The organism is Gracilimonas sp. (assembly GCF_017641085.1).
Taxonomy (GTDB): Bacteria; Bacteroidota; Rhodothermia; order Balneolales; family Balneolaceae; genus Gracilimonas.
In genome coordinates, this window is sequence record NZ_JAEPPI010000002.1 from 696,234 (window position 1) to 713,539 (window position 17,306).

The 17,306-nt window shown below is 46.4% G+C and carries 12 protein-coding genes; 7 read left to right on the forward strand and 5 right to left on the reverse strand.

What is annotated here, in order from left to right:
* Positions 1-15: 15 nt before the first annotated feature.
* From dnaX to JJ941_RS10105, 3 genes are all read right to left on the reverse strand, one after another.
* Positions 16-1,884, reverse strand: a complete 1,869-nt coding sequence (gene dnaX / locus JJ941_RS10095; RefSeq protein WP_290964622.1) for a DNA polymerase III subunit gamma/tau — start codon at positions 1,882-1,884, stop codon at positions 16-18.
* Between the two features lie 103 nt (positions 1,885-1,987).
* Positions 1,988-3,049, reverse strand: coding sequence for an MBL fold metallo-hydrolase (locus JJ941_RS10100; protein WP_290964625.1), 1,062 nt, complete (start codon positions 3,047-3,049; stop codon positions 1,988-1,990).
* A gap of 67 nt (positions 3,050-3,116) precedes the next feature.
* Entirely contained in the window at positions 3,117-5,189 is a 2,073-nt protein-coding gene (locus JJ941_RS10105; protein WP_290964628.1) for an alpha/beta fold hydrolase, read from the reverse strand.
* A 535-nt stretch (positions 5,190-5,724) separates the two neighbouring features.
* On the opposite strand from JJ941_RS10105, the gene JJ941_RS10110 reads away from it, so the two are divergent.
* The 4 genes from JJ941_RS10110 (at position 5,725) to JJ941_RS10125 (ending at position 9,121) form a co-directional block, all read left to right on the forward strand.
* Positions 5,725-5,943, forward strand: a complete 219-nt coding sequence (locus JJ941_RS10110) for a heavy-metal-associated domain-containing protein (protein ID WP_290964631.1) — start codon at positions 5,725-5,727, stop codon at positions 5,941-5,943.
* 2 nt (positions 5,944-5,945) lie between these two features.
* Positions 5,946-8,207: a heavy metal translocating P-type ATPase gene (locus tag JJ941_RS10115; protein WP_290964633.1), complete on the forward strand. Its 2,262-nt coding sequence runs from the start codon at positions 5,946-5,948 to the stop codon at positions 8,205-8,207.
* Between the two features lie 67 nt (positions 8,208-8,274).
* Positions 8,275-8,754 carry a DUF411 domain-containing protein gene (locus JJ941_RS10120; protein WP_290964637.1) on the forward strand — a complete coding sequence of 160 codons (480 nt, stop codon included), beginning with the start codon at positions 8,275-8,277 and terminating at the stop codon, positions 8,752-8,754.
* A 163-nt stretch (positions 8,755-8,917) separates the two neighbouring features.
* A complete protein-coding gene (locus JJ941_RS10125; RefSeq protein ID WP_290964641.1) occupies positions 8,918-9,121 on the forward strand; it encodes a hypothetical protein in 204 nt (67 codons plus the stop codon).
* Positions 9,122-9,253: 132 nt separating this feature from the next.
* Here the strand turns inward: JJ941_RS10125 and JJ941_RS10130 are convergent, their stop codons facing one another.
* Complete coding sequence (locus tag JJ941_RS10130) at positions 9,254-10,090, reverse strand: SDR family oxidoreductase (RefSeq protein ID WP_290964645.1); 837 nt, start codon at positions 10,088-10,090, stop codon at positions 9,254-9,256.
* Between the two features lie 146 nt (positions 10,091-10,236).
* On the opposite strand from JJ941_RS10130, the gene JJ941_RS10135 reads away from it, so the two are divergent.
* The 3 genes from JJ941_RS10135 (at position 10,237) to JJ941_RS10145 (ending at position 12,533) form a co-directional block, all read left to right on the forward strand.
* On the forward strand, positions 10,237-10,608 hold the full coding sequence (locus JJ941_RS10135) for a co-chaperone GroES family protein (RefSeq protein WP_290964648.1): 372 nt from the start codon (positions 10,237-10,239) through the stop codon (positions 10,606-10,608).
* Positions 10,609-11,277, forward strand: a complete 669-nt coding sequence (locus JJ941_RS10140; protein WP_290964650.1) for a YitT family protein — start codon at positions 10,609-10,611, stop codon at positions 11,275-11,277.
* A gap of 341 nt (positions 11,278-11,618) precedes the next feature.
* Positions 11,619-12,533, forward strand: a complete 915-nt coding sequence (locus JJ941_RS10145) for an MBL fold metallo-hydrolase (protein ID WP_290964653.1) — start codon at positions 11,619-11,621, stop codon at positions 12,531-12,533.
* A 237-nt stretch (positions 12,534-12,770) separates the two neighbouring features.
* On the opposite strand, the gene JJ941_RS10150 is transcribed toward JJ941_RS10145, so the two are convergent.
* On the reverse strand, positions 12,771-17,306 hold the full coding sequence (locus JJ941_RS10150) for a translocation/assembly module TamB domain-containing protein (RefSeq protein ID WP_290964655.1): 4,536 nt from the start codon (positions 17,304-17,306) through the stop codon (positions 12,771-12,773).

A 17,306-nucleotide genomic window follows, 5' to 3' on the forward strand; every position in this document is an offset into this window, starting at 1 on the left:
CTACCTGATAGCTATCTAATACTCAAGTTCGGCCCCGAAAATCTCAACGATATCACGGATAATGGGATCTTTTTGTTGTATTTGTTTGAAGCGTTCATACACGCTCATCGGTTTTTCGCGTTCCTGCTGCTCACCAACCGACACATTAAAACGCAGCAATGCGCCCACACATTCCTTTAACTTCTTCTGGAGTTCGGATTTCTGCTCATCCAGCATTTTTTGGGCAAACTGATTATCACACTCCAAAAACAGCTCAGATCCTTTCAGCTTTACTACTTTTACCCGTTCCATTTGCAGGTGCAGCAACATGGGGAAATCGCCTTTCAGAGAGTCCAGATATTCCGGCCAGGAGTTTTGGATGTATTCAAGCGTGAGTTTCTCGGGTGCCTTTTTAGGCTCTTTTGGAGAAGGCTTTGAGGGCGACTCAGCAGCTCCGTTTGGGGTAGATGCTTTCTTTGAAGCCGCCGCCGTTTTTCTGGAAAGACTGGTCATAAGTGCCGGGGTGCCAATATCAAAATCGTCGTCTTCCTCTACCGGTTCCGGATCAGGTTCTTCATAATCAACTTCCCCGGCCTCAAACTCTTCTTCTAATTCCTCCTGTGCATCTTCCTCTTGAACAGCCTCGCTTTTGGGTTCTTCGGTCTCCGGTTTCTGAGGCTCATTTTGTTCAACCTGATGCCCGTTGGAAGAAGATTCCGGATTTTGTGCAGACTCAGGCTCAGTTTCTTTTTGGGTTGAACCGTTTTGAGAAGAGCTTACGAAGTTACCGGAGTTTTTTTTTAACTCCTCCAAACCGGCCAATAACTCGGATAGCTGCTCAGATCGCTTCATGTGAATCAGCTTCAACAAGGTAATTTCAAACTGAATACGTGGCTGACTCGCATCTTTTAACTTAATCTGAGCTTCGCTGATAATGTGCAGCATCCGCATTAAATCATCCCGGGAAAAATCCTTGGCCGTTTGCTGATACCGTTTCTTCGTTTCCTCAGAAGCCTCAACCAAATAAAGCTGTGCTGACTCTTGGGCGATGTATAAATTTCGCAGGTGTTCAGTCAGCCCAATCAGGTATTCCTGAATGTCGTATCCTTCCTGCAGTAAGGTGTTGATAAGTTCCAGTCCTTTGTCGGCATCATGCTCTTTCACACAATCCATAAACTGAAACAGGCGGTCGGTACCCACCACATTCAGTGCCTGCAGCAGTTCATCGTGGGTGATGGTATCCCCGCAAAAAGCGATGGCCTGATCCATTAGTCCAAGAGCATCACGAAGCGCTCCATCGGCTTTTTTGGCGATTACATGTAGGGATTCTTCATCAATGGAAATATCCTCATCCAGGGAAATCTTACGCAAGCGCTGTACGATTTCATCTACGGAAATTCGCTTAAAATCAAATCGCTGAACACGAGAAAGGATGGTAGGCAGCACCTTGTGAGGTTCGGTAGTCGCAAAGATAAAGATAGCGTGTTCTGGCGGTTCTTCCAGCGTTTTCAGCAGCGCATTAAAAGCTGCTTTACTGAGCATATGAACCTCATCCACAATAAAAACTTTGTAGCGGCCATTTTGAGGAGGAATACGAACGCTTTCCCGAAGGTGATGAACGTCATCAACCTTGTTGTTGGAAGCGGCATCCATCTCCACGATGTTGAGCGTCTGGTTCAGCGACTCGCCATCAACACTGGTGTCAATTTCGTTAATCGTTCGGGCAAGCACACGCGCCATGGTGGTTTTCCCAACACCTCGGGGACCGCAAAACATATAGGCATGAGACAGCCTGTTTTGCTTAATGGCATTCTTTATGGTATTGCTCACATGCTCTTGCGAGACAATATCCTCAAAGGTATGCGGTCGATATTTTCGGGTAAGTGCGCGGTACGTTTCTGACATTCTAAAGGTCGCTTTGACTCTGCGACAATGTACAAAATGATCGACTAAAAATTAGGTGGAAATGTTGAATCATTTCGAGTCATATATAGACCATTCGCGTGGGTTATTGAACCTGAAAACTATCCCCCTCAGTAAGTAACTTAAAGTTCACTCCGCTGTTTTCGGGTTGTTGCATGGCTTTGGCAAAATCATTTTCGGGATCTTTCATGCCATCGTCGGCAAGGGGAAAGGTGCCGAAGTGCATACCAAAGGATATTTCAGCTCCAACATCTTTATGGATTTGGATGGCTTCTTCCGGGTTTACATGCATCGGCTTCATAAACCAGCGGGGTTTGTAGGCCCCTATGGGTATCAGCCCAACTTTAATTTCCGGGTGTTTCTCCCCGATATTGGTGAAAAAGTCTCCATAACCGGTATCTCCGGCAAAGTACACGCTGCCTGAGGGAGTGTCGATTACATAACCAGACCAAAGGGTTTTATCCCGGTCGAATAAACCGCGTGCTGAAAAGTGCTGTGCCTGAACGGAGTGAACAGTAATGTCGCTGTCGATGGGCTGATTCTCTTCCCAATCCAGGGGAATGGTATTTTGAATGCCTTCCTGATTCAGGTAAACATCGACGCCAAGCGGTACAATCACTCGTGGTTCAAATTTTTCATTCAGCTTCTTCAGGGTGCTGATATCCAAGTGATCATAATGATTATGACTGATAATGATCAGGTCGATGGGCGGAAGGTCTTCGAACCGTACTCCGGGTGGGCGAAATCTTTTTGGGCCTGTAAACGACATCGGGCTTACCCTCTTACTCCAAACAGGGTCGGTGAGAATATTAACCCCGGCTGTTTGAATCAGAAAAGTGGAATGGTTGACATAAGTGATTTTCAAGCCTGATGTGACATTATCATCAGGGCGCTCGGCAAAGGTGATTTCTTCTTCAGGAACTTCATTCCATTCACCCTGCTCCCGCTGGAAATACCACTTCATTACATCGAAAAAGTCTTTGGAGGGTACATCGCCGGGATTCTCAAAGGTAGTTCCATTGAAATGGTCCGATTCCGGCCCCTGATACCCGGGTTTGGAAACCGCCCAGCCAACAATGGTTATAAACAAGGAGGCGGTAATCAGAAGGCCGGCAATCCAGAGCATTATTTTCTTAAATAGGTTCATGGCAGTAATAAGTGATTCTCCGGATGATAACTTTAATTACCCGAAATAAATTTCAGAACGGTTCCGCTTACTTCAAATGTTTTTCAAAGAATTCATAAATGCGGCGGTATTCGTCATACCAGGCATCTTCATCCCGGAAGCTGTGTCGCTCGGTTGGGTACATCATCATCTCGAATTCTTCATTTCCACTTTGGATGAGGATCTCAATGTAATGCACGGCATCCTGGAAACCTACATTATCATCAATCAACCCATGTAACAGTATAACCGGTTGTTCCAGCGAATCTGCATAGGTGATGGGCGAGCTTCGGGCGTAGTTCTCGGGATGGTCTTCCGGAGTTCCTAATCTCGGCAGGGTGTACCAGGGGTTGGCGTAATAATAATTTTCCCAATTGGTGACCGACCGCAATCCGGCTGCTGCGTCAAAGCGTTCAGGAGAAACGCCCACCGCATACAGCGCCATGAAGCCGCCGTAACTTCCGCCATAAATTCCTACGCGCGAGGTATCAGCTTTGTCATAATTATCAGCCAGGAATGCGAGTCCGTCTTCGATGTCTTCGGTTTCGTATTTGCCCATCCAGTTGGTGACGTCTTCGCGGAATTTGCGTCCATATCCGGTGCTGTGTCGGTAGTCCACTTCAATCACATAATACCCCTGCAGGGTTAAATATTGATGAAACATATACTCCCGCCAGTAATTATTTGACCAGCCTTTGTACACATTTTGAAGTGATCCGGCACCGTGTACAAAAACTACCACCGGGTTGCCGTCCGGATTTCTTTTGGCCGGTTTCAATACCGACATAGACAGCCGGGTTTCTCCATCTCGGCCGTTAAATCGCACATAATCCTCTTGCTGCCAGTCATATTCATAAAAAGAATCGGGAACGGTGTTGGTAAGCTGAGTTTCTCTTTGGGGAATCATGGTATCTACCACGTACAAATCGAAGGGCTCGTTGAAAAAGGTTTTTTCATACACTACATACCTGCGGTCGTGGCTGATTTCGAAATCTCTTCGGTAGCCTTCTTCTGTGGTGAGTTTAGTTGGCAGGTTGGTGATGATGTCCAGCTTGTATAGCTGTCGCTCGCCGGGATCCATTTCAGAAGAGGCCATCACAATGGTGCGCTCATCAATCCAGGTTGCCCACGGGATATCATATTGGCCAAACGTATGCTGTTCAAATCCGGTACCGTCCGGGTTAACGGTGTAGATATGATTCCAGCCGTCCTGCTCACTTTGAAACATCAGCCGGTCGGTAATGGGGGCAAATTCCATGTTGGTGTTGTACATCCAGCCTTCTGTTTCATCCTCAAAAAGCGTCTTGGCCTCCAGGGTGTTCACGTTATACACAGTGATGGTTCGGTTTTTCATGGCGGGATCCAGGTAGTCGATGGCGAGATGGTTTCCTGATGAACTTACATCGGTATCCAGATATCCTTTATGAGTAAAAATGATTTCAACATCTCCCGAATCAACACCGGCAATAGATACCATTCGGGTTGGGATGCCGCGGCCATCACCTCCGGGCTCTACGAAGGTGTCCGCGTATTCGGGAAAGAACACCTCCCGGTAATCTGAACGGTCGGTTTGTGTGAGTACTAATTTGTTGCCGGCCCAGTGTTCCACATTATAAGAAGGCCGGCCTTCTTTACGATTGGTGATTTGCTTCATAAAAGCCTGTTCAACACCGGAAACCCAGACGTCTCCGTTCTGAACAAAAGCAAAGCGTGAGCCATCGGCACTCCAAACGGGATCGTAATCAAAACCTTTTGAGGCCACAATTACTCGTTCATTCTCGAAGCTTTTATCCGCCAGCACCAAGTCTCCGTCTTTGGTGTAAAGGACGTGATTACCGTTGGGTGACAGCTCATAATTTCGGACTACATTATCCTCGGCCTTCTGCTGATTTTTACCACTTAACCCAACACGGAAGAGATCGGTATCTGAAGTGCCCGAGTCGCTCCAGGTATAATAGATGGTTTTGCCATCCGGTGAGAAATGAGAAAAGGATGGACGGGCACCGGGAATAAACGGCTCGTGAAAAATGTCTTTGAATTCCAGCTGTTTGGGAAACTGCCGGGCGTTGAGGTCAGCGCCAAATAATAACAGAACGAGAGTAAATGAAATCAGTTTTTTCATGGATAAATCGGTGTTAAGAATGAAGCATGAGAATAAAAACTTTGACGGAGAAAAATTGCAAAAATTGGTTTATGTGTCATCATTGTTAGTTAACGGGAGCCATGATTTTTAGGATATAAGGATTGCGGGGATTTTTTTGGTTGTGTTCAGCCTATAACTCAGCTCTGAAGGGCATGCTTGTTTACCGGAAGATATTGTGGGTATGGTTGGACTTCATTTATAGCACCGATGTATTGCACTACATAAGCAAGTGGTTTGATTCTCTTTGGCATAGCAGCTATGGAGTCTCCTTCCCTTCAGAAAAGGGAAGGAACAAGGATGGGTTAGCCAACGAAGGGCACATTTTTGATAACCGGCATTGAACCATGATTTGCAGGATTGAAGGATGGCCTTGATGTCTGTTTTGGTGCGCAGGCTAAAACCCTGCCGTCACTAAATATGTTGAGATGACAGAATAGTGTAAACATCAGTCAATATTCAGCATTTCAGGAAGTGGTGAGAGACTTATCTTGAATAAAATTCAAAAACCAATGCTATGAAGACAATCACATTAAATATATCAGGAATGGGATGTAGCGGATGTGTAAACACCGTTGAATCTGCACTGCAATCATTAGAAGGAGTTGGGTCTGTAAAAGTGGAACTCGATAAGGAAACGGCTGAGGTCTTGTATGATGATTCCCGCGTTCAGCTGACCGATTTCGAAAAAGCTATTGATGACTCTGGTTATACTATGAAAGGAGTGAAAGCATAACCATGAAAGTCACACTTCAAATTGATGGGATGCATTGCGCAGGCTGTGCCAATGCAGTGGATAAACAGCTTGAGAACCTGGAAGGGGTAAAGTCTGCCAGCGTAAATCTGGCTACAGAATCAGCGGTGGTGGAATATGAGGGCGACCTTACCATGGATGATTTCGGGGAAGCAGTATCAAAAGCGGGTTATACACTTATTCGCGATGACTCTGATTCGGAATCCAAAGCAGACAAGGTGGAGGAGAGGGAGCAAAAAAAGTACGAGACCGCCAGAAGAAATATGGTGTGGTCGTGGGCCCCTACCGCAGTGATGCTGTTGTGGATGCTCCCGATGTGGATTGCCCATTATATGTTTTTAGGGCCGGTGGGAATGGAGTTGGGAATGATCCTGCTCTCCGGATTTGCCATTTTTGTACCCGGATGGGAAACCATCAAAAGTGCGTGGAAGTCATCGGTAAACCTGAGTCCCAATATGGATGTGTTGATTGCCATGGGAGCCCTGGCTTCGCTTTCTACCGGTTTTGTAAAGCTGGCCCATGAACTGGGATATGGGCCTGATTTCCACAGCTTCGCCATGATCGGAGGGATGATCATGGCCTTTCACTTAACCGGCCGGTTTATTGAAACGAAAGCCAAAGGGAGTGCTTCACAGGCCATCCGGAAGTTATTGACGCTGGGTGCCAAAGAAGCTTCCGTTCTGAGAGAGGGGGAAGAAGTAAAAATCCCAATTAAAGAATTACAAGTTGGGGACGTCATGCTGGTGCGGCCGGGAGAAAAAATCCCAACCGATGGAGAAGTTATTGAAGGAAGCAGCAGCGTGGACGAGTCCATCGCAACCGGAGAATCGATGCCCGTGGAAAAATCGGAAGGAGATGAAGTAATCGGCGCCACCCTGAATACCAACAGCGTGTTAAAGGTGAAGGCAACAAAAGTGGGAAATGAGACTTTCCTGAACCAGGTCATAAAATTGGTAGAGGAAGCGCAGGGAAGTAAAATTCCTATTCAGGATTTTGCCGATCGGGTCACCAGTATATTTGTCCCGGTAGTTTTATTGTTGGCGCTGGTTACACTTGCCTCATGGCTGCTATTTCCGGACTTTTTCGGAGGAATTGTGGAGTGGGCTTCTGCTTTTATTCCCTGGGTAAATCCGGATTTAGGGTCAACCGCGTTGGCTTTTTATGCGATGATTGCCGTTCTGGTAATTGCCTGTCCCTGTGCACTCGGGTTGGCAACTCCAACGGCCCTGATGGTGGGCTCAGGACTTGGAGCCGAAAATGGAATCCTTATCCGAAAAGGGGAAGCCATTCAGCGCATGAAAGATGTGAATGCCATTGTGCTGGATAAAACGGGCACCATCACAAAAGGACAACCAACGGTGACAGATGTGATCCCATTTGGCGAAACCAAAGAAGTTGACCTGTTGAAATGGGCGGCATCAGTAGAAAACAATTCCGAACATCCGCTCGCCCGGGCAGTTGTAAACTATGCTTCCGAGAAAGACATTAAACCGACGGAAGTCTCGGGATTTGAATCTATGACGGGCAAGGGAGTTTATGCTGAACTGGATGGCAAAAAGGTGGGGGTTGGAACGCCATCGCTGATGGAAAAGCTGGGGGTAGAAATATCTTCGGATGTTTCATCTCAGAAACAGCAGTTGGAAGAAAAAGCTAAAACAGCAGTGTTGGTCAGTTTTGATGGCGAAGTAGCCGGTCTGCTTGGCATTGCCGATGAAGTAAAAGAAGACAGTAAGCAAGCCATTGATGAACTCAAAAAACTGGGACTCAAAACCATTATGCTTACGGGAGACAATCAGAAAACAGCCCGGGCAATTGCCGATCAGGTTGGTATTGATGAAGTAATCGCGGAAGTACTACCTGATCAAAAATCCAATGAAGTGAAACGCCTTCAGGATTCCGGAGATGTAGTAGCTATGGTCGGTGACGGCATCAACGATGCTCCGGCACTTACCCTGGCTGATGTCGGAATTGCCATTGGAACCGGAACGGATGTAGCGATAGAATCCGGTGATATTGTGCTGGTGAAAGGCGACCTTTCAGCAGTGATCCGGGCGATTAACCTGAGTAAGAAAACGTTCACCAAAATTAAGCAGAATTTATTCTGGGCCTTTTTCTACAACCTGATTATGATACCGCTGGCTTTTGTGGGATGGCTGCATCCGCTGCTGGCCGAAGCCGCGATGGCATTCAGTTCCATCAACGTGGTGTTTAATTCCCGCAGACTTGGGAAGGCAAAATTGAACTAAATCCGGTAAAACAAAATTGCTTCAGGAAAGTTATCTTGTCGCAAATCATTTTAAACAAACGAAGAATATGAATAACACGAAAATTTTAGTTGTTGGATTATTAGTAACGGTAGGTGTTGCTGCTTTTTTATTCTGGCCGGGTAATTCTCCGCAAAGCATCCTGTCCGATAAAACCGAAGTGGTGATGTATAAAAATGAAGGCTGCCAGTGTTGCACTAAGTGGGGCGATCATATGGAAGAGGGGGAGTTTTCTGTAGAAGAAGTTCCGACTCCGGTCCTCATGCAGGTGAAACAGCAAAACGGAATTACCCGTGAATTGGCTTCCTGCCACACCGCGATGATTGGCGATTATGTTGTGGAAGGACACGTGCCCCGCGAAGATGTGGAGCGCCTGCTTCAGGAAAAACCGGAAGATGTAATTGGTTTAGCAGTTCCGGGAATGCCGACCGGATCACCCGGAATGGAAATGCCGGGGCGTCCCGCTGACAATTATGATGTATTACTCCTGAAAAAGGACGGAACCACCAGCGTATATGCATCACACTAAAAAAGCATTTAGGTAATTATAAAAGGCTTGCCGATAACCGGTAAGCCTTTTTTTATATGTGTGATACACGAAATAAATTATTTAACAATGATTTTGCAAAATAAATGAAACAAAATACCGCTGAAAGTCTTTAATAAGGTGAATACAAACAAAACAAAGACATATGAAAAAGACTATAGGCGGCATGTTAACCGCAGGTGGATTAATAGGAATTATCTATTTTGGATACCAGTATATGCAGGAATCCGAATCTTTTGAGGCCTTTGGTGCAGATGTTGCCATCAGTACCGGAGACTACACTCCCATTATCATCTCAGCAGTTGTAATGGTTGCCGGCATTGTAATTTCGAAGCTGAACCTGAAATAACTCGAGAATAAAAAGAGCAGTCATCGCGAGGAGCCCAATGCTTGAATTGGTTTGAAGTGTTCGTCGACGAAGCGATCTCCAAGAAAAGGTTGAAAATTTTCTTTAGTTGGTCGATTAATCAATGGCAAAGATCTATAAACCACATAGCTTTTCGCTCATTTTCCACAACTCCCGGGCTGCATCGGCATCGCGGGCGGTTTTACTGGGGGTGGCTGCCTTTTTGTTTTTGAAGTAAGCGCCATTCACATTCTCTACATCCGCTGAGGCAGCAAGATAAATGGATGTTTGAGCTCCTTTACGGGAAGAGGCCATGAACGGCTTACCGATTGTAAAGAGCGTTTTCATAATCCAGCTGGCACTGTTGGCAAAATTGGAGGCTATGACACCGGGATGAAGGCAGTTTGCCGTAACATGGGAATCAACCAGGCGGTGGGCCAGTTCTTTGGTGAACAGGATATTGAACAGCTTAGAATTTCCATAGGCCTTAATGGGTTTGTATGCTTCGGAAAGCTGCAGGTTTTCCGGGTCAAACTCTCCGCGGCGGTGGGCTTCTGAGGCCACACTGATTATACGGGCATAGTCAGAGGCTTTGATGTGATCCAAAAGCAGGTTGGTAAACAAAAAGTAGCCGATGTGATTTACTGCAAAGGTCTTTTCAAGCCCGTCCACTGTTTCTTCCCGGTCGGAAGCCAAAAAGCCGTGATTATTGATTAGCACATCCACTTTATCATAATCGGCTTTAATCTTCTCTGCAGCGTCCCGTATTTCTGACTGGATGGCAAAATCGCAGAGTACAATATCGATTCCGGGGTTTGAAGTTTGGTCGATGATTTGCTGCCGGGCTTCCACGGCTTTGTCTTCATTCCGGCAAACCATCACAATGTAGGCACCTTTTTTTGCCAGCGCTTTGGTGGTTTCAAATCCAATACCGGAATTGGCTCCGGTAATCACACATAATTTGTTGTTCATAGAGAATGTCCTTCGTTTATACCTGACTTTATCGGGTTAATAGCTTCGAAAGTTTCAAAGGAATAATCAGGGGTATAATTGATGTATGCAAACGGTTTACCAAAGCATCAAATTCCGTATCTTTACAGAAAATTTCGAAGCAAGCTATGATACAAGAATATCTGAACTCCATTGAGAAATTTGTGGTTGTGGGCGACCGGGTACTCATCAAGCCGCGGGAGATGGAAACCCACACCCGGAGCGGCCTTGTGCTCCCGGCTTCCGTAAAGGAAAAAGAGGAAATTCAAAGTGGCTATATCGTAAAAACCGGCCCGGGTTATCCCATCCCAAACACCGATATTGAGGAGACCTGGAAGGGAAGTACCGACACTAAGTACATTGGCATGCAGGCTATTGAAGGAGATTTAGCCATTTTCCTGAAAAAGCAGGCCTACGAAATTGAATTTGAAAACGAAAAATATTTAATCGTCCCGCACGCAGCTATCCTGTTGCTCATCAGGGATGAACAAATCACTTAAATGGACCAAGAGAAAACACTGACTGACGATAAGAGAGAACAACAAGAACCAAACGAAATCGACCAACCGGAACCACCGAAACACTCTGTTTTTGATGACATCCAGGGCATTGTAATTGGCTCGCTGTTGGCGGCTTTTGGTATCGCCATCTTTTCGCATATGAACTTCCTGATTGGTGGTACGGCGGGGGTGTCGTTCTTAGTACAGTACACCACGGACTTCAGCTTTGGAGTCGTTTTCTTTGTGATCAACCTGCCCTTTTATGTGCTTGCTGTGAAAAAGCTGGGATGGGAGTTTACCATCAAGACTTTTTTGGCAGTATTTGGAGTTTCATTTCTTACCGAATTCATTCCAATGATCTTTGAGTTCGGGGAAATTAATCCCTGGTTTGCGGCTATTTTCGGCGGCTTCCTGATCGGGAGTGGCTTGCTGATGTTATTCAGGCATAAAGCCAGCCTGGGTGGGTTGAATATCCTGTCCATTTATGTGCAGGAATATTTTCAAATCAGTGCCGGTAAGTTTCAAATGGTGGCGGATACCCTCATCATCCTGGCGGCCTTTTTCGTGGTTGACTGGAAAGCTCTCGCTTTTTCGGTACTGGCATCGGTTGCTCTGAATATCATTCTGGCCATTAATCACAAGCCCGGCCGCTATCGCGGAATGAGTTAGAAGCCTGTTCGACCTTGGGAATGGAACGCCGATGAGGCGGGTGGAGCAGATGTTTGCGGTTTAGAGTAGACTTGTAGGTACGCTCCGACGCAGAGCGTCAGAGCGAGTGATAGGTCGGAGCGAGGGGTATAGAAAAATCGTCCATCTAAAGTCGGTCGCTCGATCTATCGCCATTCAATAAAGGTTTCTAATACTTTCTTGCAGCCTCCTCGTGCCTGAGGCTCTGCGTTGGCACGAATTACGCTGCTGATTGGAGAACCAATATCTCCAAACTTGCACGGAATGTTTTGTCTTTTATATTGCGTTGACTGATCATTCTATATTCAACCTAATCAAAGCCTATGAAACGCCGGGAATTTTTGCTGAAATCAGCCTTAATGGGAGCTGCCGCTACATTGCCACTCCATAAATTTTTTGCGGCCGTGCAGGAAAGTCCGTTTACCACCCTTCGAAGAAATGTGGGGACTTTTGTTGGCCAGGGAGGAACCATTGGCTGGCTGGTAAATGACGATGCAGTGGTGATTGTAGATTCTCAGTTTCCTGAGTCGGCTCAAACCTGCATCTCGGGACTGGAAGAAATGACGGACATAGCTTTTGATATGCTGATTAATACGCATCATCATGGCGATCATACAGCAGGTAATCCGGTCTTCAAAGGAAAAGTGAAGCGTATTGGTGCTCATAAAAATGTACCGGATCTGCAGAAAGCTTCAGCGGAATCACGTGGTCAGGAAGCACTGGATGCTCAGGTTTATCCGGACACCACCTATGAAGAAAAATGGTCGGAAGATGTGGGGGATGAGACCGTTCATCTGACTCACTACGGCCCGGCGCACACCGGAGGGGACTCAGTCATTTATTTCGAGAAAGCGAATATAGCTCACATGGGCGACTTGATGTTTAACCGTGTTCATCCCTTTATTGATCGCGGAGCCGGAGCTTCCATTTCAAACTGGATTACCACACTGAGCCGAACAGCGGATGACCTCCCGTCTGATGCGATGTATATTTTCGGGCATGGCAATTCAAATTACGGAATTACGGGAAGTGCGGAAGACCTGGAAGTAATGAGCGATTTTCTGTCAGCTCTCTTAGATTATACCCAAAAAGGAATGGACGCCGGGATGTCAAAAGAGGAACTGATGAATAAAGAAACGCTGGACGGTTTTGAGGATTTCAAGGCTCCGGGCTGGAGACTTCCGCTAAGCGCGAATATAGAAGTGGCTTATGCTGAATTAACAGAAGACAATGGATAACAATACTTCACCACCCCAAACTGAACCACCTAAAAAAGCAAAACGCCGGTGTTTATTCTGCGGGCAGGAGGCAGAGTTAGTCTGGGTTCATGGCCACGGACAATGTGCTGCCTGCGGGACCAATGCCGAAGAATGCTGCCGGGGAGAGGTAAAGTGTTAATGTGCTGACGTGCTGACGTGTTAAAGTTCGAAAGTGTTAACACTGCAACTTTCGCACGTAAATACATTAGCACTTTCTTAATAATCATACTGCCAGCGGATGTCGATGCCTTGCCGGTTGTCGTCGCCCTGTGTAAGGATGAGGTCAAGATTCTTGGTGAGCAGATATTCGAGGATAAACAGGGTTTCCGGCGTTGCTCCGCTTATCTCATTCACGATTGCGAAGAACGTTCGGCGATTCAGATACCAGCCGGTTTTAATGGATGGGTTTCCATTTGCCCCCGAGTTATCAATCTGGACCACATCAATTCCAAGCTGTTGGGTAGCTAGTGTTTCAAATTCATCCAGCAGCACATCTACCAGTAAATCAGTAGGGGATGAACCACTGCTTCCACTTACCACTTGCTGCCACGACTCTAAAGCATAACACGGCTTATTGAAGAGAGTGTAGCAAACGATATCCTGCTGTTCCATTTGAGGAGTACTTTCAAATCTGAAATCAGGATCCTCTGCTTGCCCTTCGATGATGTAATATAGGATGATGGGGTCGCCCTGCTTTTGGGAAGATTGTGGAACATAACTGGTTTTGATGAACAAGTCGGGATTTGTAACCGGACCGCTGAATGTGAAGGTTCCTTCATCAAGGGTAAACTGTTTGCCTAAAGGTCGAACATATCCACGCTGGGCGTTCAGTGTCCCAAACAGTTGCAGGTCCTGCTCAACCTGTTTTTGCGCATCCAATTCGCCGGTTAGAGCAATTTCCATGTCAAGGTAGCGACGGTTACGAATCAGGAAGTTTCGCTCAATTACGAAACGCATGTCAATGGACAATGAATCGTAGGCACTGAATGAGGAGGTTTCTTCCCCTTCCAGCTCTACGGTTTCTACTGATCTTTCACCAAAATCCTGCAGGTACACAAATCCATTCTTAACGCGCAATTCACCCGAGGCTTCCGGGCGTGTTGGCTTGCCGGACAACTTGCTGTCCAGGTCAATGGTAAGGTTGTAATCAGATGTGTTGGCCAGGCGGAAGCGAGTAGCTTTAGCATCAATATTGAGGTTTGTTGGGGTTATACCCTCCATGGCAATGGACCCATTGGCATTAAACCGGCCGCTTCCGCTTCTGGCGGTTAGTTCTTTTAGCCGCAGGCCGGATTCATTGAAATCCAGTTCAGACTTAATCTGAGTTAATTTAATGCCTGCTATGGGCACGGAAAGCTCCCCTTTGTCGAGCCGCAGATATCCCTCAGGTGTAAGTGTGCTCTTGGTACCGGCAATTTTGATGTCAGCATTAAGCATGCCCCTCAACTTGTTCATGTACTGCTTATCCAGAAAATCGTTGAACACCGATAAGTTGAAATCATCGGTAACCATACTGATGTAAAGCGAATCATCTTCATCCGGCATATTCATGGATAAAGTCCGGAAATCAACAGAGATCGGTAGTTCAGAACGGATAGAAGCCGCTTGCTGCCCTTGTGCCCGGATTTCAGCATTTGCCGTTACATTTTTTTGCTGGTGATGATATCGGAATTCGGCAAAGGCGGAGTCAATTTTAATCCCGGAAAGCGTGGGGTCGGCAAGTTGAAAAATTCCTTCCATGTCAGGTTCCCCTGCTGTACCGGAAAGAACTCCATTGAAGGAGAGTATTCCGCGGGTACCGGTTATACCAAAAGCATTCAGCAGGTTCTGGAACTCACTTAGTTGAACAGGGTTTATTACAAACTGCCCGCTTACCGGTTCTTCAAAAAAGGAATCGTCAAGAGAAGCGGGATCGGCGGCTACAAAAGGGACATCCAGACGGCCTGATACTTTTTCTTCCCCGTTCATTTTTAGCCCGAGTTCAGCCTTCAACCGCTCGGCAACCAGGCTGAAATTCAAATTCATGGTATCAACTTCGGTACCCTGATAGGCAAGATTAGTGAACGTCAGGAGCCCGTCACCGGATAGATCCTGAGGACTGTTTGCGAACCGCATATTTCCGGAAAGAATGCCATCCACAAAACGCTCGTCAAAAATAATTTCCTGTATCACCCCAAAGTCAAAGTCCCGGCCGCGAATCCAGCCTTCCTGTTTCAAAGAATCAGCATAGGGAATAGCCATAGTTAAATAGGTGCCGCCATCCGATTGCAGGTGAAGGGTATCGGTTTGAATGGTTGCATCCTGGTAAGTCAGCCGGAATGGAGATTGGAGAGAAAGCACCCGGGCAGGGGTTGTAAAATCAAATTTCTGCCACATCAGGTGGGTGCGTAGTGACGCAAGATTGATTTCATAATTTCCTGACTGGGTGATTTCCCCGGCATCGTCACTTTCAATATCCAGCATAAATGTACCATTCATGGAGTCGGGAGAAGCAATGCCAATGGTTTCAAAATGAATGTCTTGCAGGGCAAAGTCAGAGTAAGCAGGCTGACCGAAGTTGAGCGTCAGATCGTAGCTGTAATTATCGCCAATACCTATCAGCGTGTTTCCTTCAATGGATTGTGCAGAAAGGAGCGTGTCGTATTTGAAGTCTTGCAAGTCCACGTTGCCGTCAAACTGAAGCCGTTTTTCTTTTTCGGTGATGTTTCCGGTCACGGTTCCTTGCGCACTCAGTAGCTGTATGCCAAGCACGGATGCTAAAGGCTGCAGGTTTTTGATCTTCATATCCACCGCCAACTTATTCATCGGGTCCGATTGATCCTGAAGGTTACGGCGACCGGAAAAAGTTCCTTCAATAACCTCGCTGTTAAGGTCACCTTCCGAGATAGTGAGAATATTCCCGTTCAGGTTGGCCATGATGTTGAGGCGGTCGAAAGCAGCGCCGTTTACATAGCTTGAATCAATGAGTAGATTGGATTGCAGTTCGATCTTATCAGGATCAAAATAACGGCCGAACCCATCGGCTTTGAGATTGATACTGGTGGGTAAATCCTCAACCCCGGCAATTTCTGAAGCATTAAACGACAAGGTGTTTACATTATATGAATAAGAAGGCGCCTCACCGAGATAATCCGCAACGGCACTGTTAAACGAAATCTTACTATCAATCAGCTGTACAAAACCTCCGGCTTTTAGAGAGTCTTTGGTGACGGAACCCTGAATATTGAAATCCGATATTACCTGACCATTGATTGTAAGTGTATCAGTACCCACGTGAGGAATCATGCGCTTTGGTTCGCCGGGTTTATTTACAAAAGCAGGTCGGCTCTTGGCAGACGAACTCGGATATAACCGGAATGTCCATGGTTGTTCCGAGGGTTGAAATCCCTTCCCATCAAACCGGCCTCTGAGGCTTAATTTCCCATTGAGTTCAGGGTTTTGTAACCACCAACCAATGTCCAGGTTTGAAACAACAACGGGCACTTGCCATGAAGGATGCTCATCAAAAAGTTGTTGAACAGATGGGTTGGCAATAATCCTATCTTCGCCATCGCTTAACTCAAAGTTGGCACGTAGTTCTTCATTTGCGATAGTTCCGCTACCAAAAAATTCTTCAAACACATAATCCTGATAACGAATGCCGCTGAGTGTGTATCCCCAGGTCGCATTCATATTCTGATAGTTCTGTGTAATCTGTCCTTCAACGGTGGCCTGAAACCCTTCGACATATGCTTTTACAGAATCGTTGGTAAAATAGCCGACATCAATATTTTGAGCACTTATTCCGAGTTTTTTGAGTGTGGGGGCTCCGGAAAACGAGAGATCAGTAATGGCCAGAAATTCATCAAAGCCTTCCCCTTCTGCGGTCACTTCTATATGGAGGGAGTCGGCACTGCCTCCTACTTTTAAGCCTAATTGTAGTTCCTGAGCAGGAATGTCATTCTGTAGATACGCTTGTAGGTCTATTAGCGAGAAGGGGTTGGTTTCGGCCCGGGCATTAAAGGTAGAATCCTGAAGGTTTGCAAAGGCACTGGCGTTAAGCAACGATCGGCCGGTTTCAACAACCAGTCGGTTTAAAGTTATTTCCTGATTTTGATAGGATCCGGCTGTTTCAACAGCGATGGCTGACGGGAGCCGCCCTTCCTTCACCTTAAAAGAAAGAGAAGACAGGGAACCGGAAATCTCTTCGTCTAAATAAAAGCCGGCTGAGGCGTTAAGGTTTTCAATAGTCAGGGCAGAGTCGGGTAAGTAGGAAGACGAGCGCACGAAAACCGAACTGTTTTCTACGAGGATTTTTTCCAGATAAAGACCAAATGCCGATTCTGAAGAAGGCTGAGTCGGCTCGGCTTCCTTAACCAGGTTTTGAACATTGAAGGTTGTGTCGGCTTCTTCAATAATTGACGCATTCAGTCCATTTACCCGGATCTGCTGAGCCTGAAATGAGCTGTTCAGCAGCGACCAAATATTATACCGGATACCCAGCGTGTCTATACTTGCGAGGGTATCGGTTTGTTGTAGGGTGATGGAGGTTACGATAAAATCATTCCATAAATCCCCATCGATATCTCCAATAGATAAGGTGCCATTGAGTTGCTGGTTTGCCAGCGAGGTAATTTTATTTTTGGCTAAATTGTGAACCGGTGAGGTTTTCAGGGAAAGACGCAGTGCTGCACCCAGAATGAAAAGTGCGAGCAGAGTCCAGCCGGTGACTTTCAAAATACGAACCATGATATGTGTGTTCTTTTCACTCAT